Origin of the sequence: Micromonospora sp. NPDC048986, from assembly GCF_040649335.1 — a bacterium.
GTDB classification, from domain to species: Bacteria; Actinomycetota; Actinomycetes; order Mycobacteriales; family Micromonosporaceae; genus Micromonospora; species Micromonospora alfalfae.
This window is the reverse complement of the sequence record NZ_JBEZFJ010000008.1, coordinates 104775-125893: the sequence shown is the minus strand read 5'-3', so window position 1 is coordinate 125893 and position 21119 is coordinate 104775. Positions and strand designations below refer to the sequence as shown.

The 21119-nt window shown below is 71.1% G+C and carries 15 protein-coding genes and 1 pseudogene; 6 read left to right on the top strand and 10 right to left on the bottom strand.

Annotation, left to right across the window (positions count from 1 at the left end):
• Positions 1–2: 2 nt before the first annotated feature.
• Together AB0B94_RS18015 and AB0B94_RS18010 are read right to left on the bottom strand one after the other, a co-directional pair.
• Positions 3–542, bottom strand: a complete 540-nt coding sequence (locus tag AB0B94_RS18015) for a hypothetical protein (RefSeq protein WP_357280653.1) — start codon at positions 540–542, stop codon at positions 3–5.
• 99 nt (positions 543–641) lie between these two features.
• The gene (locus tag AB0B94_RS18010; protein ID WP_357280650.1) at positions 642–1574 is read right to left on the bottom strand and encodes an ABC transporter ATP-binding protein; all 933 of its coding nucleotides are present in this window, start codon (positions 1572–1574) and stop codon (positions 642–644) included.
• A 144-nt stretch (positions 1575–1718) separates the two neighbouring features.
• Between AB0B94_RS18010 and AB0B94_RS18005 the strand changes: the two genes are divergently transcribed.
• Together AB0B94_RS18005 and AB0B94_RS18000 are read left to right on the top strand one after the other, a co-directional pair.
• On the top strand, positions 1719–4073 hold the full coding sequence (locus AB0B94_RS18005) for a TRAP transporter fused permease subunit (RefSeq protein ID WP_357280645.1): 2355 nt from the start codon (positions 1719–1721) through the stop codon (positions 4071–4073).
• On the top strand, positions 4070–5089 hold the full coding sequence (locus tag AB0B94_RS18000; RefSeq protein ID WP_357280641.1) for a TAXI family TRAP transporter solute-binding subunit: 1020 nt from the start codon (positions 4070–4072) through the stop codon (positions 5087–5089). Before AB0B94_RS18005 ends, AB0B94_RS18000 begins: the two co-directional genes overlap by 4 nt.
• An 8-nt stretch (positions 5090–5097) precedes the next feature.
• Here AB0B94_RS18000 and AB0B94_RS17995 read toward each other — a convergent pair whose 3' ends face one another.
• Complete coding sequence (locus AB0B94_RS17995) at positions 5098–5634, bottom strand: hypothetical protein (RefSeq protein WP_357280636.1); 537 nt, start codon at positions 5632–5634, stop codon at positions 5098–5100.
• Positions 5635–7537 (bottom strand): annotated as a pseudogene (dnaG, locus tag AB0B94_RS17990) (DNA primase).
• 112 nt (positions 7538–7649) lie between these two features.
• Between dnaG and AB0B94_RS17985 the strand changes: the two are divergent.
• The gene (locus tag AB0B94_RS17985; protein ID WP_357280632.1) at positions 7650–8855 is read left to right on the top strand and encodes a low temperature requirement protein A; all 1206 of its coding nucleotides are present in this window, start codon (positions 7650–7652) and stop codon (positions 8853–8855) included.
• Between the two features lie 7 nt (positions 8856–8862).
• Here the strand turns inward: AB0B94_RS17985 and AB0B94_RS17980 are convergent, their stop codons facing one another.
• Genes AB0B94_RS17980 through AB0B94_RS17970 form a run of 3 tightly spaced genes read right to left on the bottom strand, consistent with a single transcriptional unit; the run spans position 8863 to position 11329 of the window.
• On the bottom strand, positions 8863–9711 hold the full coding sequence (locus AB0B94_RS17980; protein ID WP_357280625.1) for a siderophore-interacting protein: 849 nt from the start codon (positions 9709–9711) through the stop codon (positions 8863–8865).
• Positions 9712–9726: 15 nt separating this feature from the next.
• Positions 9727–10992, bottom strand: coding sequence for a deoxyguanosinetriphosphate triphosphohydrolase (locus tag AB0B94_RS17975; RefSeq protein ID WP_357280620.1), 1266 nt, complete (start codon positions 10990–10992; stop codon positions 9727–9729).
• Entirely contained in the window at positions 10982–11329 is a 348-nt protein-coding gene (locus tag AB0B94_RS17970; RefSeq protein ID WP_357280616.1) for a VOC family protein, read from the bottom strand. The genes AB0B94_RS17975 and AB0B94_RS17970 overlap by 11 nt, the downstream gene beginning before the upstream one ends.
• Before the next feature lie 254 nt (positions 11330–11583).
• Between AB0B94_RS17970 and AB0B94_RS17965 the strand changes: the two genes are divergently transcribed.
• The gene (locus tag AB0B94_RS17965; RefSeq protein WP_357280612.1) at positions 11584–12084 is read left to right on the top strand and encodes a roadblock/LC7 domain-containing protein; all 501 of its coding nucleotides are present in this window, start codon (positions 11584–11586) and stop codon (positions 12082–12084) included.
• 42 nt (positions 12085–12126) lie between these two features.
• On the opposite strand, the gene ppdK is transcribed toward AB0B94_RS17965, so the two are convergent.
• Positions 12127–14862 carry a pyruvate, phosphate dikinase gene (ppdK, locus tag AB0B94_RS17960; RefSeq protein WP_357280608.1) on the bottom strand — a complete coding sequence of 912 codons (2736 nt, stop codon included), beginning with the start codon at positions 14860–14862 and terminating at the stop codon, positions 12127–12129.
• A 316-nt stretch (positions 14863–15178) separates the two neighbouring features.
• Between ppdK and AB0B94_RS17955 the strand changes: the two genes are divergently transcribed.
• Both AB0B94_RS17955 and AB0B94_RS17950 read left to right on the top strand, forming a co-directional pair.
• Positions 15179–16846 carry a beta-N-acetylhexosaminidase gene (locus AB0B94_RS17955; protein WP_357280605.1) on the top strand — a complete coding sequence of 556 codons (1668 nt, stop codon included), beginning with the start codon at positions 15179–15181 and terminating at the stop codon, positions 16844–16846.
• Positions 16847–17298: 452 nt separating this feature from the next.
• Entirely contained in the window at positions 17299–17958 is a 660-nt protein-coding gene (locus AB0B94_RS17950; protein WP_357280602.1) for a C39 family peptidase, read from the top strand.
• A gap of 500 nt (positions 17959–18458) precedes the next feature.
• Here the strand turns inward: AB0B94_RS17950 and dusB are convergent, their stop codons facing one another.
• Positions 18459–19631: a tRNA dihydrouridine synthase DusB gene (gene dusB / locus AB0B94_RS17945; protein ID WP_357280599.1), complete on the bottom strand. Its 1173-nt coding sequence runs from the start codon at positions 19629–19631 to the stop codon at positions 18459–18461.
• Positions 19632–19695: 64 nt separating this feature from the next.
• The gene (locus AB0B94_RS17940) at positions 19696–21075 is read right to left on the bottom strand and encodes a glycine--tRNA ligase (RefSeq protein WP_203124314.1); all 1380 of its coding nucleotides are present in this window, start codon (positions 21073–21075) and stop codon (positions 19696–19698) included.
• Positions 21076–21119: the final 44 nt, after the last annotated feature.

The following is a 21119-nucleotide window of genomic DNA, read 5'->3' as shown; positions in this document are numbered from 1 at the left end:
GGTCAGGCCGGTCGGTACGCGCGGACCAGCGCCTGCACGGCGTAGGCGAGCAGCAGCACTCCCGCGCCGACACCGACCACCAGCCCGGCCGAGACCGCCGAGGCGAGGCCGGTGACGAGGCCCGCCACCGCCACCAGGCACAGCGCGGCACCGAGCGGGCGAAGCAACGGATCCCGCAGGAGCGGGGCGAGCGGGAAGAAGTGCAGACCGACCACCAGGCAGACCAGCACCGGAACGTACTCGGACCAGTTGGCCGCGACCAGCACGGCGGCACCCAGCCCGGCGGCGGCGAACTCGGCCACGACGATGAGCAGGTACGGACGGTCGGCGGCCCGGTCTCGCGGGCTGCCGGCATCCCGCAGTCGGGCGGACAGCACACCGCCCAGCACGGCGGCGAGCAGTGCGACGATGCTGCCCACCACGAGCAGGGCGCGCAGCGGTTGTTCCGCCGCCGGCACACTGAACCACACCATCGCGAAGATGCCCAGGTAGAGGGCGGTCAGCCCGGCCTGACGTCGGTTGGCGGTCACCAGATCAGACATGAAACCCCCGTGGTCGGAAGCCGACTCGGTGAGTTCACTGATTCGGCTCGGCGATGTTACGCCCAAGATCAAAGGCAGTCGAGCGGTGATCGTTGCCCGTCAGTCGACCAGGGTGCGGCCGGTCAGGTGCAGGAAGACGTCCTCCAGGCCACTGCGCCGGACCAGCACGTTCGCCGGCTGGAGCCCCAGCGCGGTGACCTCGGCGACCGCCGCGTCGCCGTCGGGCACGTAGAGCAGGACCCGGTCGGGCAACACCTCGACCCGCTCCCCCAGCCCGTCGAGCTTGCCGGCGAACGGTTCCTGCGACTCGGCGGCGAAGCGCAGCTCGACCACCTCACGGGTCGAGTGCTGCTCGATCAGCGCCCGGGGCGAGCCCTCCGCGACGATCCGGCCGCCGTCCATCACCACCAGGCGATCACAGAGCTGCTCGGCCTCGTCCATGTAGTGCGTGGTGAGCACCAGCGTGACGCCCTGCTGCTTGAGCCGGAACAGCCGCTCCCACACCAGGTGCCGGGCCTGCGGGTCGAGCCCGGTGGTCGGCTCGTCGAGCAGCACGATCTCCGGGTCGTTCACCAGCGCGCGGGCGATGGTCAGCCGACGCTTCATCCCACCGGACAGCGGCTCGACCTTGCTGTCGGCCCGCTCGGTGAGCTGGACGAAGTCGAGCAGCTCGGCGGCGCGCTCCCGGGCCGCCCGCCGGGAGATGCCGAAGTAGCGGGCGTAGACGGTGAGGTTTTCCCGGACGGTCAGCTCCGGATCGAGATTGTCCAGCTGGGGGCACACCCCGAGACGCGCCCGGATCGCCGGCCCGTCAGCCACCGGATCCATGTCGAGGATGCGCAACTCACCGCCGCTGGGTGGGGAGATGCAGCCGACCATCCGCATGGTGGACGACTTGCCCGCGCCGTTGGGCCCGAGGAAACCGAACGCCTCACCCGGGAGCACCTCGACATCAATGCCGTCCACGGCGGTGAAATCGCCGAACCGCTTCACCAGCCCGCGTGCCTGAATCAGTGGTCGCCCCGAAGTCACCGCCCGACCCTAACCGCCGGGTCCGACACCCCTCCACCCACATATCCGCCGGCGACCGGCCGTCCGCCGACATGCCCATACCACCGACGGCGAAACACCGATCAATGCCCCACCGGTCAGCTGATCGACGTGTATCGTCCTCTCGTGTCGCCCATCAGCTCCCCCGATGGTTCGCCGTCACCTGCGCGACCAGCCAACTCTGCCGTTGATGGGCCCGCAGCGACGCCCGGCGGCGGGCCACCCCGACCACGGTCGGGAGTCGAGCCGGCAGAGCCCGACGGACCCGGCAGCGCCCACCCGCCCAACCCCACCACCCCCGCGACCGAGCCCAACTCGGCCGAGCCCGGCACCACGAGCGAGCCCGACACCACGAGCGGGCCCGGTGCCGCCGAGCGGGCGACGCGGGACCTGGCCGCCCAGTTCGAGGACGAGAAACCGGGACGGGTGCTCTCCGGGCCGGCGGGCCTGCTCCTCACCGCGGCGGCGCTGGCGGTCGGCGCTCTCGCCCTGTGGCAGGTGTTCCGCCCGCTGTCGCAGGGCAGCAAGTATTACCTGATCATCTTCCTGGCCGGCGTACTCCCGCTGGTCTTCCTCGCCTACCCGGCCGACCTGCGGCTGCCGGCCCGCCTACGCTCCTGGCGACGAGGCGCCAGTCGCGCCGGGGCCACCGACAGCGACAGGGGCACCCCGGCACTCGTGTCGTCGGGGCCCACAGTGACCGACTGGGCTCTGGTCGTCCTGGCGGTCGCCGCCTGTCTCTACCCCGTCCTGCCGATCCGGATCGGCAGCGGTGGCGGCGGCTACAACGCGTTCCTCGACCGGCAGGGCCTGCTGACGCCGACGGATCTGGTGCTCGGCACCATCCTGCTGCTCCTGCTGCTGGAAGCGTGCCGACGTGCCACCGGTTGGATCCTGCCGGCGGTCTGCCTGCTGTTCCTCGGCTACGGCTACTACGGCGGGTTGTTGCCGCAGTCCTGGCCGGTCGCGCACGCCGGGCTCGACTTCAGTCAACTGATCGACGCGTTCTACAACTCCGACAGCGGCTTCTACGGCACACCGCTCGACGTGGCCGCCTCGTACATCGTGCTGTTCACCATCTACGGCGCGGTGCTGGAGTTGTCCGGGGCCGGGCGGTTCTTCGTCGAGTTGTCGGCGGCGGCGTTCCGACGTTCCCGTACCGCCGCCGGCCGTACGGCGGTGGCCTCGGGTTTCCTGCTCGGCACCGTCTCCGGTTCCGGCGCGGCGACGACGGTGAGCATCGGCGCTGTCACCTGGCCGCTGCTGCGCCGCGCCGGTTACCCGCCGGAGCGGGCCGGCGGCATGCTGGCCGCGGCCGGGGTGGGCGCCATCCTGTCCCCACCCACACTGGGCGCGGCAGCGTTCATCATCGCCGAGTACCTGGGCGTCTCGTACCTCCAGGTGCTGGGCTGGGCGACGGTGCCGACGGTGCTCTACTACCTCGGCATCCTGCTCGCCGTGGAGATCGACGCGCGCCGGTCCGGCGTACGCCCGGTGGTGATCGACGTCGGCTCGCCCTGGCGGCTGCTGACCCGGTTCGGGTACCACTTCGCCTCACTGATCGCCATCATCGTCCTCCTCGCGGTCGGCGTGTCCGCGACGAGGGCCGTCGTCTACGCCATCGTGCTCACCGTCGCGTTGTCCTTCCTGGCCCCCAGGAACGAGGACCGCGCGCACCGACTCACCCCGGGCCGGCTGGTGACAGCGCTCGTCACCGGCGTACGCGGCGTCCTCGCCGTCACAGCGGTCTGCGCCGCCGCCGGCATCATCACGGCGACCACGACGAAGACCGGCCTCGGACCGCAGGCGGCGGCGCTGCTGATCGGTGGGGCGCAGGCGGCCACGTCGGACCCGACGCTGGTGCTGGTGCTCACCGCGCTGCTCGCCGCCGTCGCGCTCAGCCTGCTGGGCCTGGCCGTGCCGGTCACCGCGTCGTTCGTGATCGGTTGGGTGATCGTCGGTCCGGCCCTGCTCGACCTGGGCGTCACCGCGCCGGCGGCGGCGATGTTCGTCTTCTACTTCGCGGTGCTGTCCGAGGTGTCCCCACCGACCGCGCTCGCCGCGGTGGCCGCCGCCGCGGTCACCGGCGGCCGGCTGGTGCCGACCATGTGGCAGACCCTGCGGTACGCGCTGCCGGCGTACCTGACCCCGATCGCGTTCGTCATCACGCCGGCCGGGCTCGGTCTGCTCGGCATCGGTGGCGTCCAACGGATCGCCTTCGCCGCCGGAGTCACAGCGCTCAGCGTGGCGGTGCTCGCCGTCGCCGCCGGTGGCTGGCTGCCCGGGGTGGGCCCGGCCGGCGCACCGGAACGGGTGCTGGGCGCCCTCGCCGGTGTCACATTGCTCTGGCTCGAACCAGTGCCGGTCACTGTCGGCGCGGCACTGGCCGTCGTCGCGGCGGCGGGCGTGTTCATCCGACGCGGCGCCGCCGGCCGGTCACCGTCCGGACCACCAGCCAATCCTGTGGAGGAACAACTGTGAGACGAATCGACGTACGGCTCGCGGCGGGCCTGAGCGTGCTCGCCCTCGTCACTGTCGGTGCCGCGGGTTGCGGCGGTCAGCAGGGCGGCGCGGCGACTGACGACGCGGCCAGTGCTGTGACGTGCGAGGTGACCCGGGAGACCCGCGTCGGCATCGCCACCGGCAACGCGACAGGCGTCTACTACGTGGTCGGCAACGCCCTGGCCGGGCAGTTGTCCGGGGCGACCGGTGGCAAGCTCACCGGCACCGCCGCCGAGACCGGCGCGTCGGTGCAGAACGTCGAACAACTGGTCGGTGGCCAGTACGACGTGGCGTTCTCGCTGTTCGACACGGCTGTCAACGCGGTGGAGGGCAAGGGCAGCTTCACCGCGCCGCAGCCGGTGGAGGCGCTGACCCGCATCTACGACAACTACACCCAGGTGGTGGTCCGCAACGACTCCGGGATCACCTCGGTGGCCGACATGCGGGGCAAGCGGATCTCCACCGGTTCACCGAAGTCCGGCACGGAGGTGATCGCCAACCGGCTGTTGGAGGCCGCCGGCCTCGACCCGGCCACTGACATCCGGGCGCAGCGACTGGACCTGACCAAGACTGTCGAGGGGATCAAGGACGGCAGCGTCGACGGCTTCTTCTGGTCCGGTGGTCTGCCCACCGGTGGCCTCACCGACCTGTTCACCACTGCCGGCGACCGCGTGAAGCTCGTCGACGTCTCACCGTTGCTGCCGAAGATGACAGCGTTGAGCCCCGGCTATCAGGAAGGCACGATCGGACGGGACGCGTACCGGACGGCGACCGACACCCCGACCATCGTCGTACCCAACGTCCTGTTGGTCCGCAAGGACCTGGACGCCAACGTCGCCTGCGCGATCACCCGCACCGTGTTCGACAAGCGCGACGCCCTGGCCCAGGCCAACCCGGCGGCCAAGGGGATCTCGCTGGAAAAGGCCCGCAGGACCCTGCCGGTGCCGCTGCACCGCGGCGCGGAGAAGGCGCTGAACGACCTGGGGGCGAACTGACCCGCCGGTCAGACGTCGGCCGGCGCGGTGGCGGCGCGGGCCACACCGACCAGCCGGTCGGTCTCGGCGAGCACCGCCTCGTCGTCAGCCGGAGTGCCGGGGTCGAGTCGGACCGTCCAGGTCAGACCGTCGACCCCGGCCACGCGCCGGGCCGCGACCCGCGCCGCGCCGCCGGGCACCGGCTGGTGCTCGGTGTACGCGACCGAACGGGTCACCCGGGCCCGCACCTGGTGCGGCAACTCCCCCGGGTCGAGCAGCAGGTACGTCTCAGCCGGACCGTCGGCGACCACCGTGTAGCCGTCCCGCTCGACGAGCGGCTCGGCGGGGGTGACTGTCAGCTCCCGGCCGGACCAGACCGCCTTGAGGATGCTGTGCCACCCGAACCGGTGCCCCCGACCGGGCAGCCACAACCCGAGGTTGGTGGCGACCACCACCCCGTCGCCCTCGCCGTTGCCGGCGGCGGCCCAGGCCAACACCCGCTCGTCGGCGGCCAGCGGCGGCCGGTCGGCCGGCGGCAGCTTCGGCTTGCGGCTGAACAGTCCCATCTAGAGGCCTCCCGCAGCCTGCTCGCGCAACGCCCGGGCGTGCTGCTCCAGGGACAGCAGCTCACCGAAGGCGGCGAAGTACTCGTCCTTGTTGTTGACCGGGTTGATCCGCTGGATGCGTGACTTGAGGTCCCGGACCCGGGCGGTCACCGACCCGAACTGCACCCGGGCCATGGTGATCGACACGTAGCGCGGGTCCGGTTCGCCGTCGATCCGCAGTGGTTCGACGGCCAACTCACCGACGAGCGCAGCGGCCGCCAGGTCGTCGCAGGCGTCGCGGACCGACTCGATCCAGACCGCGCCGCCGGTCGCCGACGCGGCGCCGCCGGCCGCCGCGATGGCCGCACGTACCGCGACGTGCACCGGGTGGCGGTATTCGGTGGCCTCGACCGCGTCGAACATCGGCCCGGCCAGAACCGGTTGCTGGAGGGCGAGTTTGAGCGCCTCCCGTTCGACCATCGACTGCGGGCTGTCCACCGCCGGCTCGGGGTGGGCCGAGGTTGGCCGGGCCGCGGGGGCGGCCTCGCGGGTGTTGGACGGCGCGGCGTTGCTAGCGGCGAGCACCGCCCGCTGCACCGGCTCGATCTCCATGCCGAGGTCCATGGCGAGCTTGCGGACGTACTCCGGGCGCTTCTCCCGGTCCTTCAGGCGCGCGACCAGCGGCGCGGCGTGGCGCATCGCCTCGACCCGGCCGTCGACGGTGTCCAGGTCGAAGCGGCTGATCACGTGTCGCAGCGCGAAGTCGACGAGCGGCTCGCGCCGGGCGACCAGGTCACGCACCGCCAGGTCGCCCTTGGCCAGCCGCAGGTCGCACGGGTCCATGTTGTCCGGGCTGACCGCTATGAACGTGCGCCCGACGAAGCGCTGGTCGTCTTCGAAGGCGCGCAGCGCGGCCTTCTGACCGGCGGCGTCGCCGTCGAAGGTGAAGATGATCTCGCCGGCCACCTCGTCGCTGTCGAACAGGAGCCGACGCAGGACGGAGATGTGGTCCGCGGCGAAGGCGGTGCCGCAGGTCGCCACCGCCGTGGTCACCCCGGCCAGGTGACAGGCCATCACGTCGGTGTAACCCTCGACGATCACCGCCCGGCCCTGCTTGGCGATCTCCCGCTTGGCCTGGTCGATGCCGTAGAGCACGTGCGACTTCTTGTAGATCGGCGTCTCGGGGGTGTTCAGGTACTTCGGGCCGTCGTCGTCATCGAAGAGCTTGCGCGCGCCGAAGCCGATCACGTCGCCGGCGAGGTCGCGGATCGGCCAGAGCAGCCGGCGACGGAACCGGTCGATCAGGGTGCCCGAACGGGACTCCCGGGACAGCCCGGCGGTGACCAACTCCTGGTGGGTGAAGCCCTGCTGGCGCAGGTGCTTGGTGAGCGGGTCCCAACCCTCGGGCGCGAAGCCACAGCCGTAGCGCTCGGCGGCGGCCCTGTCGAAGCCCCGTCGCGCCAGGAACTCCCGTGCCGGCCGGGCACCGGCGGTGCTCAGTTGCGCGCTGTAGAACTGGACGGCGGCGGCGTGCGCGGCGACCAGGCGCTGCCGCTGGCCCTGCTGCGGGCGGGGACGCGGGGTGCCCTTGTCGTCCTCGAGGTAGCGCAGTTGGATGCCGGCACGGCCGGCCAGCCGCTCGACGGACTCCACGAAGCTGAGGTGGTCGGCGTCCATCAGGAACTTGATCGCGTCCCCGCCGGCCCCGCAGCCGAAGCAGTACCAGACGTTGCGGGCCGGGGACACGTTGAACGACGGGCTCTTCTCGTCGTGGAACGGGCACAGACCCTTGAGGTTGCCGCCGCCGGCGGACTTCAGGGTGACCGTCTCGGAGATCACATCCCCGATCGAGGTGCGTTCCCGGACCAGTGCGATGTCCTCGTCCCGGATCCGCCCAGCCATGCGCCACCCCCTCGCCGTACATCCTGCCCTGCCGGACCGACGACACGCCGGCCGGGGGACACCGGTGTGGCGGCGGCCGCTGCCGGCTCGGCGGTTCCGGCACGCAGGCCAGGTCCGCACGGGACCATGACCAGATGCGCCGGGTACGGAGCCAAGCCCCCCGCCTGCCGAGATGGCTGGCCGATCGGATGGGGCTACCCGGGCAGACCCCGCAGACGGACGAGGCCGGCCATCGGCACGCCACCTGGCTGGAGCTCTTCCTCGACCTCATCTTCGTGTACGCGCTGGCGGCGGTGGTGGCCCGGCTGGGCAACGAACCGTCACCGTCGCCGAACGCCGTGCTGGCCGTGATCGGGCTCTTCGTGGTGATCCAGTGGGCCTGGATGGGGCAGGTCTACTACGACACCCGGTTCGATCCGGACGACGCGCTGCACAGACTGCTGGTGCTTGTCGCGTTGGTCGGCGCGGGAGCGATGACCCTCGGCGTCGACGAGGTCCCGGAGAGCGTGCTCCTGCCCATCGGGTACCTGATCGTGCGGGGCGTGCTGCTCCTGCTGTACCTGCGCGCCCGCCCCACCAGCCCGATGGCCCGGATGCTGACGACTGTCTACCTGATCGGCTTCGGGTCGGGCTGGCTGATCTGGCTGGTGTCGCTGATCGTGCCAACCGAGCTGCGGCCCGTCCTCTGGATCGTCGCGATGGTGATCGAGCTGGCCACGCCCTGGGTCGGGGTGCGCTGGCTCAACCGCTGGCCGGTGGACAACCGGCACCTGCCGGAACGGATCGGCCAGTTCACCATCATCGTGCTGGGTAGCGCGCTGGCCAGCCTGCTCTTCGCCGTGCCGGACCATCCCCCGCCGCACATGATCCTCACCGCCGCGTTGGCCTTCCTCATCCCGGCGGCGGTCTGGTGGGTCTACACCACATTCGTCACCACCCGCCTCCTTCAGCGACGGCTACGTGGCGGGCAGGCGTACAGCTACCTGCACATTCCGCTCGGTGGTGCCCTGTTGCTGCTCGGCTGGGCGCTCGGGCAGGTGGTCCGGCTGGTCGACGACAACGCGAACCGGCTGCCGCTGGAGCTGCGGCTGCTGCTGGGCGCCTCGATGGTGGTCTGGACGCTCTGTGGTCTTGCCCTGTACTGGCTGTGGACACGGCCGAGCGGCGCCCGGTTGGCGATCGCCGTCTACGGGGTGGTCTCGGTCAGCCTGATCACCGCGACCGTGCACCAGCCAAGGCTGATGCTGTCGCTGCTCGCCCTGGCCGTCGTCGGGTACGCCGTCCTGGTCAGCCGGCGGCTCGCCCGGGCCGGCAGGGAGATGAACACCCCCGAGGGGTGAGCGGCGCTCAGGCCGCCGCGGCGGGCTGCGGAATCGTTGTCTCCTCGGCGGCCACCTGCTGATTCCAGTCGGCCTTGGTGGAGCGCCAGCCCTCGTCGTCCATGCCGCGCCGCCAGTAACCGGAGATGGAGAGCCGGTCGAGGGGTACGCCCCGCTCGCCACGCAGCAGCCGGCGCAGCTCCCGGACGAAGGCGGCCTCGCCGTGCACGAACGCGTGCACCTGGCCGGCCGGGAACTCCAGTGCCCGAACCGCCTCGACCAGCGCCTCGCCCACCGGGCGTTCGCCACGATGCAGCCAGGTCAGCTCGACCGCCCCGGGGCTGAGCAGCTTCTGCTCCTCCGCCGGGTCGGCGATCTCCACGAAGACGTGGGCCGGTGCGCCCAGCGGGAGGCGCTCCAGCGCGGCGGCGATCGCCGGCAGGGCGCTCTCGTCACCGACCAGCAGGTGCCAGTCCGCCTCCGGGCTCGGGGCGTACGCGCCGCCGGGGCCGACGAAGTGCACCGGATCGCCGGGACGCAGCGCGGCGGCCCACGGGCCGGCCAACCCCTCGTCGCCGTGGTGCACCACGTCGACGGTCAGCTCACCGGAGAGCGGATCCCAGCGCCGCACCGTGTACGCGCGCAGCCGGGGCCACTGCTCCCGGGGCAGGTCCCGGCGGATCGCGGCGAGGTCCAGCGGCTGCGGGTACGCGACGCCCTGCTGCGGGAACACCACCTTGATGTAGTGGTCGGTGAACTCGCCCACCGGCAGGCCGACCAGTTCGTCCCCACCGAGGACGAGCCGGATCAGGTGCGGGGTGGGCCGCTCGGTGCGCAGCACCTGGGCCGAGGTGACGTTCCTGGAGCGTTCCGTCATGTCAGTTAGGTTAGCCTAAGCTAGCTCGTGCTCGGTCGGGGGTGCCCCCTTGCCGACCAGGCGGGTGTGCCAGGTCACCGCCGCCGGGTCGGTGAGCGAGGCGACCTGGTCGATCACCACCCGCAGTCTGGCCCGGTCGTCCGGGGCGGCCCGCCACAACGGGGCGAAGATCGGATCGAGCCCTTCCGGGGCACACCGGACCAGCGCGGCGACCAACTCCGCCAGCATCGTCCGCTGCCGCTCGTAGCGGCCCCGGAAGCCACTGCGACGCATCACGTACCGCAGCGCGATGCCCTTGAGCAGCGCACACTGCGCGCGTACCAGCCGGGGCACCACCAGATCGGCGGCGTAGCGGCGGTGCGGGCCCGGACCGAAGCGCTCCTCCGTCGCCGCCACCGCCGCGGAAACGAACAGCCCGGTCACCCCGCTGGTGGTGGCCTTCAACGCGACCTGCGCGCGATGGCTGCCGTCGTACCCGGTGAACGGGGCGAGCAGCGGACCGGCCAGCAGATCGACGAGCACCTCGGCCAGGTCCGCCGCGGACTCCCCGGAGTAGGCGGCGGCCACGTCGGCGCAGAGCGCGGCCCGCTCGTCGGCGTCGGTGAGCAGTCGGTGCAACGTGACGTAACCACCGTGGATGCCGTCCTCCACGTCGTGCACCGAGTACGCGACGTCGTCGGCCCAGTCCATCACCTGGGCCTCCAGGCAGCGCCGGTCGCCGGGCGCGCCAGCCCGGATCCAGTCGAAGACAGCGGCGTCGTCGGCGTACACCCCGAACTTGCGCTCCCCCGGCCGGCGCGGCCAGGGGTACTTGCCGATCGCGTCCAGCGACGCCCGGGTCAGGTTCAACCCGGCGGACGAGCCATCCGGGCCGAGCACCTTCGCCTCCAGGCGGGTCACCACCCGCAGGGTCTGCGCGTTGCCCTCGAAACCACCGCACGGCGTGGCGAGCAGGTCCAGCGCAGCCTCGCCGTTGTGCCCGAACGGCGGGTGCCCGAGGTCGTGCGCGAGCCCCGCCACGTCCACCACGTCCGGGTCACAGCCCAGCCGGGCACCCATCTCCCGGGCGATCTGGGCCACCTCCAACGAGTGCGTCAGCCGCGTACGCAGGAAGTCGTCAGTGCCGGCGGTGTGCACCTGGGTCTTGGTGGCCAGCCGGCGAAACGCCGCCGAGTGCAGCACCCGGGCCCGGTCGCGCTCGTACGGCGACCGGCGATGCCCGGTGTCCTTGGGCGGCTCCTCGACCCACCGCGAGTCCGCCGCCCCCGGCTCACTTCTCACGCAGTACGCAGAACTCGTTGCCCTCGGGGTCGGCCAGCACCGTCCACTCGACGTCGCCCTGACCGATGTCGACGTGCCGGGCGCCCATGTCGACCAGCCGCTCGACCTCGGCTTCCTGGTTGGCGGGGCGCAGGTCGAGGTGCAGCCGGTTCTTGCGCTCCTTGCCCTCGGCCACCGGGCCGAAGAACAGGGCGGGCAACTGGTCCGGGGACTGGCGGATCTCCACGCCGCTCGGAGTCTCGGTGACCACCTGATAGCCGAGCGCCTCGGCCCACCAACGGGCCAGTCGGGCCGGATCGCGGGCGTCGACAGTCAGGCTCTCCCAGACACTGGTCATGCAGTCACCTCTTCCCGTTCGACGCGGCGCCCAATCGGCCGTGTGCGAGCGGACCAAGATTACGCCCGCCACCACTGCTCGACCCGCTCACGACGCATCGACGAATGGCACACAACCACCGATTGGCCCGCAGTTGCCAACCGATCGCCGAGGGTTACGGGCTCGCGGCCGGAAGTCGCCACCGGTAGCGTTCCCAGCGCGGAACGTGACCAGCCGACTGACACGCAGAGCCCGACCGGTGAGGGGTAACGCTCGTGGACGCAGACACGGTGATGGGAACGGAGCTACGCGGGCTGCGCCAGCGCCGACCCGACATCGCCGGCACGGTGCTCGCGGGCACCGACGGCCTGCTCATCTCCAGCGACCTGCCCAGCACCGACGCCACCCATCTCGCCGCGCTCGCCGCCGCGAGTTTCGGGCTCGGTCACCGGGTCGCCGACACCGTTCGGCAGGGCGAGTTCCGGGAGTCGGTGGTGTGCACCAGCGCCGGCTGCGTGGTCACCTACCCGGCCGGGCGCAGCGCCCTGCTGACCCTCGTCACAGTGTCCGCGGCGGGCGACCTGGAGGCGCTGCACGAGGAGGCGCGGGCGGTGGCCCGCCGGGCGGGGTCGTTCCTGGACGTTCGCGGCGCAGGCATCGGCGCGACCTCCGTACCGGACGCGCACGCCCCGCTGGCCACGCGTACCCCGATGGCGACCCTGCCGGCGCAGTTGCGCCGCTCGTCCCGACCCACCTGGCGTCGTCCGCCGATCTGAGCGTCGGCGGCGGCCGGGTGACCGGGCCGCCGCCGACGTGCGTCAGCGGCTGTCCGACCCGCCGGTCTCCACTACCGCCCGACCGGCCTCCAGCCGGGCCACCGGCACCCGGAACGGCGAACAGGACACGTAGTCCAGGCCGACCTCGTGGAAGAAGTGCACCGAGTCCGGGTCGCCACCGTGCTCACCGCAGACACCGAGCTTCAGACCGGGCCGGGCGGCCCGACCCTCCTCGGCGGCGATCCGCACCAGCCGACCGACGCCGTCGCGGTCGATCGACTCGAACGGCGAGATGCCGAAGATGCCCAACTCCAGGTAGCGCCAGAAGAACGCGCCCTCGACGTCGTCGCGGGAGAAGCCCCAGCCCATCTGGGTCAGGTCGTTGGTGCCGAACGAGAAGAACTCGGCGGCCTCGGCGATCTGCCCGGCGGTCAGCGCCGCCCGGGGCACCTCGATCATGGTGCCGATCAGCACCTCGACGCCGCTGTCCCCGACCACCTCGGCGATGATCTTCTCGGCCTCGGCGCGAACCGTCTCCAGCTCCTGCACCGCGCCGACCAGCGGCACCATGATCTCCGGCTTGGCCACGCCCCCGTTGCGGGCGCAACTGACCGCCGCCTCGGCGATGGCGCGGACCTGCATCGCGAACAGGCCGGGGATGACCAGCCCGAGGCGTACGCCCCGCAGCCCGAGCATCGGGTTCTCCTCGTGCATCCGCCGGACGGCGGCGAGCAGCGCCTCCTCCTTGGCCACGTCCTCGCCGCGTTCCTGGGCGACAGCCACGTTGACGGCGAGCTGCTCCAGCGGCGGCAGGAACTCGTGCAACGGCGGGTCGATGAGCCGGACGGTGACCGGCAGGCCGTCCATCTCGCGGAAGATCTCCTCGAAGTCGGCCCGCTGCAACGGCAGCAGCGCCGCCAGCGCCGCCTCCCGCTCGCCCGGGGCCCGGGCCAGGATCAGCCGCTCGACCAGCTCCCGACGGTCACCGAGGAACATGTGCTCGGTGCGGCACAGCCCGATGCCCTCGGCGCCGAAGCGCCGGGCCCGGGACGCGTCCGCGCCGGTGTCGGCGTTCGTGCGGACCGCCAGCCGCCGCTTCCCGTCGGCGTGCGTCATGATCCGGTGTACGGCCCGGACCAGCGCGTTGTCGATGTGCTCGGGGTCGAGGCTGCCCTCGAAGTACTGCACGACCTCGGAGGGCATGACCGGCACCTCGCCGAGGTAGACCTTGCCGGTGGTGCCGTCGATGGACACCACATCGCCCTCGGTGACGGTCTGCCCGGCCACCGTGAACCGCTTCGCCGGCACGTTCACCTCGATCTCGTCGGCGCCGGAGACGCAGGTCTTGCCCATGCCCCGGGCCACCACAGCGGCGTGGCTGGTCTTGCCGCCGCGCGAGGTGAGGATGCCCTTCGCGGCGATCATGCCGTTCAGGTCGTCCGGGTTGGTCTCCCGGCGCACCAGGATCACCGACTCGCCCTCGGCGGCCAGCTCGACGGCTCGGGCGGAGGTGAAGACGACAGTGCCGGACGCTGCGCCGGGTGATGCGCCGATGCCCTTGGCTACCGGTTGGAACTCGTGGTCGAGCTGGAAGCGCGGGAACATCAGCTGGGCCAGTTGCGCGCCGTTGACCCGGTGCAGCGCCTCGTCCAGGTCGATCAGACCCTCGTCGACGAGTTGCCCGGCGATGACGAACGCCGCGGCGGCGGTGCGCTTGCCGACCCGGGTCTGCAACATCCACAGCTTGCCGCGTTCGATGGTGAACTCGATGTCGCAGAGGTCCTTGTAGTGCTCCTCCAGCCGGGCCATGATGCCGAGCAGCTCGTCGTAGGAGGCCTTGTCGAGCTGCTCCAACTCCTGCAACGGCACTGTGTTGCGGATGCCGGCGACCACGTCCTCGCCCTGGGCGTTGGCAAGGTAGTCGCCGTAGATGCCCTGCGCGCCGCTGGCCGGGTCACGGGTGAAGGCGACCCCGGTGCCGGAATCCGGGCCGAGGTTGCCGAAGACCATTGTCACCACGTTGACAGCGGTGCCCAGGTCGGCCGGGATGCGCTCCTGGCGGCGGTAGAGCACCGCGCGCTCGGCGTTCCACGACTCGAAGACCGCCCGGATGGCCAGGTCGAGCTGTTCGCGTGGCTGCTGCGGGAACTCCCGACCGGTGTGCTTCAGGAAGATCTTCTTGTACGCGTCGACCAGCCCACGCAGGTCGTCGGCGTCCAGATCCAGGTCGTTGTGGGTGCCCTTGGCGTGTTTGGCGTCGTCGAGCGCGTGTTCGAACTCCTCGCCCGGCACCTCGCAGACGGTCTTGCCGAACATCTGGATGAGTCGCCGGTAGGAGTCCCAGGCGAACCTGTCGGCGCCGCCGGAGGCGGCCTGTCCGGCCGCGCCGCCCGCCTGTCGTGCGAGTCCTTCCACGCTCTGGTCGTTGAGACCGACGTTGAGGACGGTCTCCATCATGCCGGGCATGGAGAACTTGGCGCCGGAGCGGACGGAGACCAGCAGCGGGTCCTGCGGGTCACCGAGGCGCTTGCCCATCGCGCGCTCCAGCGATTCCAGGTGCGCCTCGATCTGACCGGCGAGCCCGTCCGGCTCCCGCCCCGTCGCGAGGTACGCCTGACACGCCTCGGTGGTGATGGTGAAGCCGGGCGGAACGGGCAGGCCCAGGTTGGTCATCTCGGCGAGGTTTGCCCCCTTGCCGCCGAGCAGTTCCTTGAGCTCCTTGTTGCCTTCGGAGAAGTCGTAGACGTACTTGTGATCGACGGTCTCTTGCGCTGCCACCAGAGCCTCCACAACACACGCGCCGGATTGACACTTAACGAAGGTTCAGTTTCCTTCTTCCCCGGGACGGACCACCGGTAATCCCGGGGTCAACGTCGATCGGTGGGCGAAGGTTAAGCGAACATCGAGTGACCTGGGACCGTTCGGTGACAATTGGCACAGCCATCACGACTATCCGTGTTCTTACCGGGTTTTGGGAACGCTTCCATGCGCACCATCACGCATCCCGGCCGAGCGTCGTACGCTTGACGACACGCCAGCCGGTGAACCTCACTTTTGCCATAACCGACGCGAATACACCCCCGGAGTCGCCGCCGTGTCGACCACCCCCACCCCCGGCCCCACCGTCGTCCCCGCGCCGCTGTCGGCGGGGGAACCCGACGCGGCCACGCTGGCCCGCACCGCCGAGCAGACCGCTGGCACGTTGCTCGCCCCGGCGGCCCCGCACCGGCTGGCCGACGTCGTTCCCGCCCCGCAGCGCGTCCAGCCGGACCCGACCGGCGACTGGGTGCTCCCGGCAGAAGCGGTAATCGTGTCCAGCGCCGACCCCGCCGCGTTGGCGGTCGCCGAGCAGCTCGCCCAGCTCCTGCGCCCGGCCACCGGCTACCCGCTGCCGGTCACCGACGCCACCGCGCCGGAGCCCGCCGGCGGCATCGCGCTGGTGCTCGACGACAGCGCCGACCTCGGCGCGGAGGGCTACCGCCTCGACATCGCCACCGACGGGGTACGCGTCACCGCCGCTACCGCCGCCGGCCTCTTCTACGGCGTACAGACGCTGCGCCAACTGTTGCCAGCGGCGATCGAGAGCCCGACCCCGGTCACCGACCGCTGGGCGCTGCCCGGCGGGACCATCACCGACGCACCCCGGTTCCCCTACCGGGGCGCGATGCTCGACGTCGCGCGGCACTTCTTCGCCGTCGAGGACGTGCTGCGGGTGGTCGACCACCTGGCCCGCTACAAGCTCAACCACCTGCATCTGCACCTCACCGACGACCAGGGCTGGCGGATCGCCGTCGACTCCTGGCCGAAGCTGACCACCGTCGGCGGAACGACCGAGGTCGGCGGCGGCCCCGGCGGGCACTACACGAAGGCCGACTACGCGCGGATCGTCTCCTACGCGGCCGCCCGCCACATCACCGTCGTCCCGGAGATCGACCTCCCGGGGCACACCAACTCGGCGCTGGTCGCGTACCCGGAGCTGGCGCCGGACAAGATCGCACCGCCGCCGTACACCGGCACCGAGGTCGGCTTCAGCTACGTCGACCCGGCCGACGAGCGCACGTACGACTTCGTCGCCGACGTGCTGCGCGAGGTGGCCGCGCTCACTCCCGGCCCCTGGCTGCACATCGGCGGTGACGAGGCGTTCAAGGTCAAGGGCGAGGTCTACACCGGTTTCGTGGAGCGGGTCCAGCGCATCGTGGCCGACCTCGGCAAGACCGTCGTCGGCTGGCACCAGCTCGCGCCGGCCGCCCACCTCGACGGGCGGGTCCTGCAGTGGTGGGGCACGAACGGCGAAGACCCCACCACAGTCGAGGCCGTACGCCGGGGCGCCCGACTGGTCGTCTCCCCCGGCAACCACGCCTACCTGGACATGAAGTACGCCCCGGACACCCCGATCGGGCACGACTGGGCCGGCCTCATCGACGTACGAAAGGCGTACGACTGGGACCCGGGCACACACGTCGCCGACGTACCTGCCGAGGCGGTTCTCGGTGTGGAGGCCCCGCTCTGGACCGAGTCGGTAACCTCGCTGGCCGACATCGAACTCCTGCTCCTGCCCCGCCTCCCGGCCGTCGCCGAGTTGGGCTGGTCCACCCGGGCGACCCACGACTGGGCCGACTTCCGCGACCGTCTGGCGGGCCAGGGGCCGCGTTGGACGGCGGCCGGGATCACCTTCCACCACGCGCCCGAGATCCCCTGGCCGACCGCACCGACCATCCCGACACAGCGCACCATGCCTCAACCCGACACCGCCGCGTCCTGATCCCCGGCTCAGCTGCCTCGCTCGCCCGTTGATGGGCGGCGGTCGCGCCCCCATGATCGTGCTCGATCCTGGATGTGGTGGCCTCGTGGCGTTTGTCGGTTTTGACCGGTATGTCCGGTGGCCGGGGCCACCCTGGGGGCGGAATCGGCGGCCGGGCCGGGTCGTTATACCTGGCAGACCACCGCAACAGCCCGGGTCATGGTGCGCCCGGCCCCCGCCGGGAACACCCGCCACGCGGCCCCGGTTACATCCCCCGGCACGGTCGAGCAGCACCACCGGCCGACCCCCGCGGGTAGGCGGAATGACCTGCCACCGCGAACGGTTACACCCTGTCCCGACGCCGACCCCCTCTCGCGGGTCACCGGGCAGAACCCCTCGAACTTTCCCGCACGGTCGCACCGACCCCCGTCGACTGCCGTGCGGGCACCCCCGATGCAGAGGAGCACGCCATCATGCGTACCGATCTGATCCGTAGGACCGCCCTGACCGCCGCCGGCCTCGCGTTCACCGGCGGGGCTATCGCCGGACCGGTGACCGCCGCCTACGCCGCGTCGGATACCAAGCCGGCCACCCAGACGCAGAGCGACCGTAAGCCCGCCGGGGAGCGTCAGCTCGGTGTGCGCTACGAGGCCCAGCCCAACTTCTACTACTGCGGCCCGGCCGCCACGCGTAACGCCCTGTCCGTGCAGGGCAAGGAGATCAGCGTGGACGCCATGGCCAAGGAGATGGGCACCACCGAGGCCGGCACCAACTCCATCAACGACATCACCCCAGTGCTCAACAAGGAAACCGGCAAGAAGGACGCCTACCACAGCGTGGAGATCTCCAGCCCCGACGCTGACGCCAAGCAGACCGACCGGCTGCGCGCCGACATCGTCAAGACCGTGGACGACGGCCGGGCCGTGGTCGCCAACATCGCCGGCACCAGCGTCGACACCGACGGCGGGACGCACTCCTTCGAGGGCGGGCACTACATCAGCGTCGTGGGCTACCGCGACGGCGGCAACGTGGTGAAGATCGCCGACTCCGCTGATGCGAACACCGCCTCCTACGAAGTCACCGTCGAGCACCTCGCCGACTGGATCGCCACCCGCGGCTACGCCACCAGCTGACCCCACACCGCCCACATACACCGAAGGGCCGGACCCCACCACGGGGCCCGGCCCTTCGGCATGACCGGGTCACCGTCCACGCGCCCTCGGCAGGCTCGAACGGAGTCGGGGGGTCAACCGAGCTGACCAGGCCACCCACCTCCGGTAAGCCACCCACCGGACCAACCACCCGATCACAGCGGGCCCCCACGGACCGCGTCACGGGTCCTTTGGAGCTGATGTCGTAGACGAATCAGAGTCCATGGCTCGACCGAGCCGAGCTGGTGATTCGTTCACGACATCAGCTCGATAGGGCGCCACACTCATCTGCCCAGCCTCCGCAGGGAGTGTCGAGGAAAGACCGAGGGCCAGCCACTACCGATGGCGCGGGGGCGACCGGCGCGCCGGCACCGACTTTGGTTCGAGCCCGCGTTCCGGAGGGACGCTCGCTGACCGCTCTGCCCGACCGGCCAGGGGCTCAGCCAACCGCCAGGACCGGGCAACTCAGCCAGCCCCGGGGGTCAGCCTCCGGAGTCGTCCATCTCGGCACCCTCGGGGACCGTGTCGTCGTCCCGGCTGGCCAGCCAGCCCTCGGGCAGGAAGACCTTGCCGGGCGAGTTGGTACGCCCGCGCGGTTGCCCGAGGGCGGTCAACGGGAACGGCTCCGCCGGGTCGAGCTTGCCGAGCAGGTCGTCGAGCTGAGCCAGGCTTTCGATCATCGCCAGCGAGCGGCGCAGCTCGCCGCCGACCGGGAAGCCCTTGAGGTACCAGGCGACGTGCTTGCGGAAGTCGGTGCAGCCGTCCCGTTCGCCGCGGGCCGGGTTGCGGGCACCGGCAGTGAACTGGTCGACCAGCAGCTCGGCGTGCCGGCGCATGGTCACCGCCACCTCGCCGAGGGTGGGCAGCCGCCGCTCCGGCCTACCGTTGAAGGCGGCCTCCAGGTCGGCGAAGAGCCACGGTCGGCCCAGGCAGCCGCGCCCGATGACCACACCGTCGACGCCGGTGTGGGCCACCATGCGCAGCGCGTCGTCGGCCTCCCAGATGTCGCCGTTGCCGAGCACCGGCACGTCGAGGGCCTGCTTCAGGGTGGCGATCGCGTCCCAGTCGGCGGTGCCCGAGTAGCGCTGCGACGCCGTCCGCCCGTGCAGGGCCACCGCTGCCACGCCGGCGTCCTGGGCGGCGAGCCCTGCTTCGACGTACGTCAGGTGGTCGTCGTCGATGCCCTTGCGCATCTTGACGGTGACCGGCACGCCGGACGGTGACGCGGCGGCCACCGCGGCCCGCACGAGTCGCGCGAAGAGCCGACGCCGCCACGGCAGCGCCGCGCCGCCACCACGCCGGGTGACCTTGGGGACCGGGCAGCCGAAGTTGAGGTCGATGTGATCGGCCAGGTCGCGCTCGACGACGATCCGCACGGCGGCGGCGGTGATCTCCGGATCGGTGCCGTAGAGCTGGAGACTGCGGGGCTTCTCGTCGTCGCCGAACGCGATCATGCGCAGCGTCTTCGGGTTGCGCTCAACCAGCGCCCGAGTGGTGATCATCTCGCAGACGTAGATGCCGCCACCCTGCTCGCGGCAGAGCCGACGGAACCCGACGTTGGTGATCCCGGCCATCGGCGCGAGCACGACCGGCGGCCACACCTGGTGCTGGCCGAGAGTCAGCGGGCGCAGCGCGGGCACGGTCGAGGCAGTCACCGGACAAGTGTACGGGGCCCCGACCGGCGCTCATCGCGTCGGCCGAGGCCCCGTGCGCGGAGTCTCAGCAGCCGGGGAGCCGCTCGATCAGGTAGCGCTCGACCTGGTCCAGGGAGACGCGCTCCTGGGCCATGGTGTCCCGGTTGCGCACCGTCACCGCGTTGTCGTCCAGGGTGTCGAAGTCGACAGTGACGCAGAACGGGGTGCCGATCTCGTCCTGCCGGCGGTAGCGACGCCCGATCGCCTGCGAGTCGTCGAACTCCACCACCCAGCGCTTGCGCAGCAGCGTTGCGAGGTCCTTGGCCTTGGGCGACAGCGCCTCGTTGCGGGACAGCGGCAGCACCGCCACCTTGACCGGGGCGAGCCTCGGGTCGAACCGCATCACTGTGCGCTTGTCCACGCCGCCCTTGGTGTTCGGCGCCTCGTCCTCGTCGTACGCCTCCAACAGGAAGGCGAGCACCGCGCGGGTCAGACCCGCGGCCGGCTCGATGACGTACGGCATCCAGCGCTCACTCTTGCCCTGGTCGAAGTACGACAGGTCGACACCGGAGTGCTTGCTGTGCGTGGAGAGGTCGAAGTCGGTGCGGTTGGCGACACCCTCAAGCTCGGCGAACTCGGTGCCACCGAACTGGAAGCGGTACTCGATGTCCACAGTCCGCTTCGAGTAGTGCGACAGCTTCTCCTTGGGGTGCTCGAACAGGCGCAGATTGTCCGCCGAGAGGCCGAGGTCGAGGTACCAGTTCCAGCGCTCCTGGAGCCAGTACTCGTGCCACTGCTCGTCGGTGCCCGGCTCAACGAAGAACTCCATCTCCATCTGCTCGAACTCGCGGGTCCGGAAGATGAAGTTGCCCGGGGTGATCTCGTTGCGGAACGACTTGCCGGTCTGCGCGATGCCGAACGGGGGCTTCTTGCGGGCGACCGTCTCGACGTTCTTGTAGTTGACGAAGATGCCCTGTGCGGTCTCCGGGCGCAGGTAGTGCAGCCCCTCGTCGCTCTCCACCGGGCCCAGGTAGGTCTTCATCAGGCCGTTGAACATCTTCGGCTCGGTGAAGGTGCCCTTGTTGCCGCAGTTGGGGCAGTTCAGCTCGGCCAGTGAGGTGAGCGGCTTGCCGTGCTTCTCGGCGTACGCCTCTTCCAGGTGGTCAGCGCGGAACCGCTTGTGACAGAACTGGCACTCGGTGAGCGGGTCGACGAACTCGGCGATGTGGCCGGACGCCTCCCACACCTTGCGGGACAGGATCACCGCGGAGTCCAGGCCGACGACGTCGTCGCGCTGCTGGACCATGGTCTTCCACCACTGCCGGCGGACGTTCTCCTTGAGCTCCACGCCGAGCGGACCGTAGTCCCACGCCGATCGGGTGCCTCCGTAGATCTCGCTGGAGGGGAAGACGAAGCCTCGGCGCTTGGCGAGGCTGACGACGGCGTCGATACGGTCGGCTGGCATGTTTCCTCCTACGCCGGCTGGCGGTCGGCGGGGGCGAGATGTGG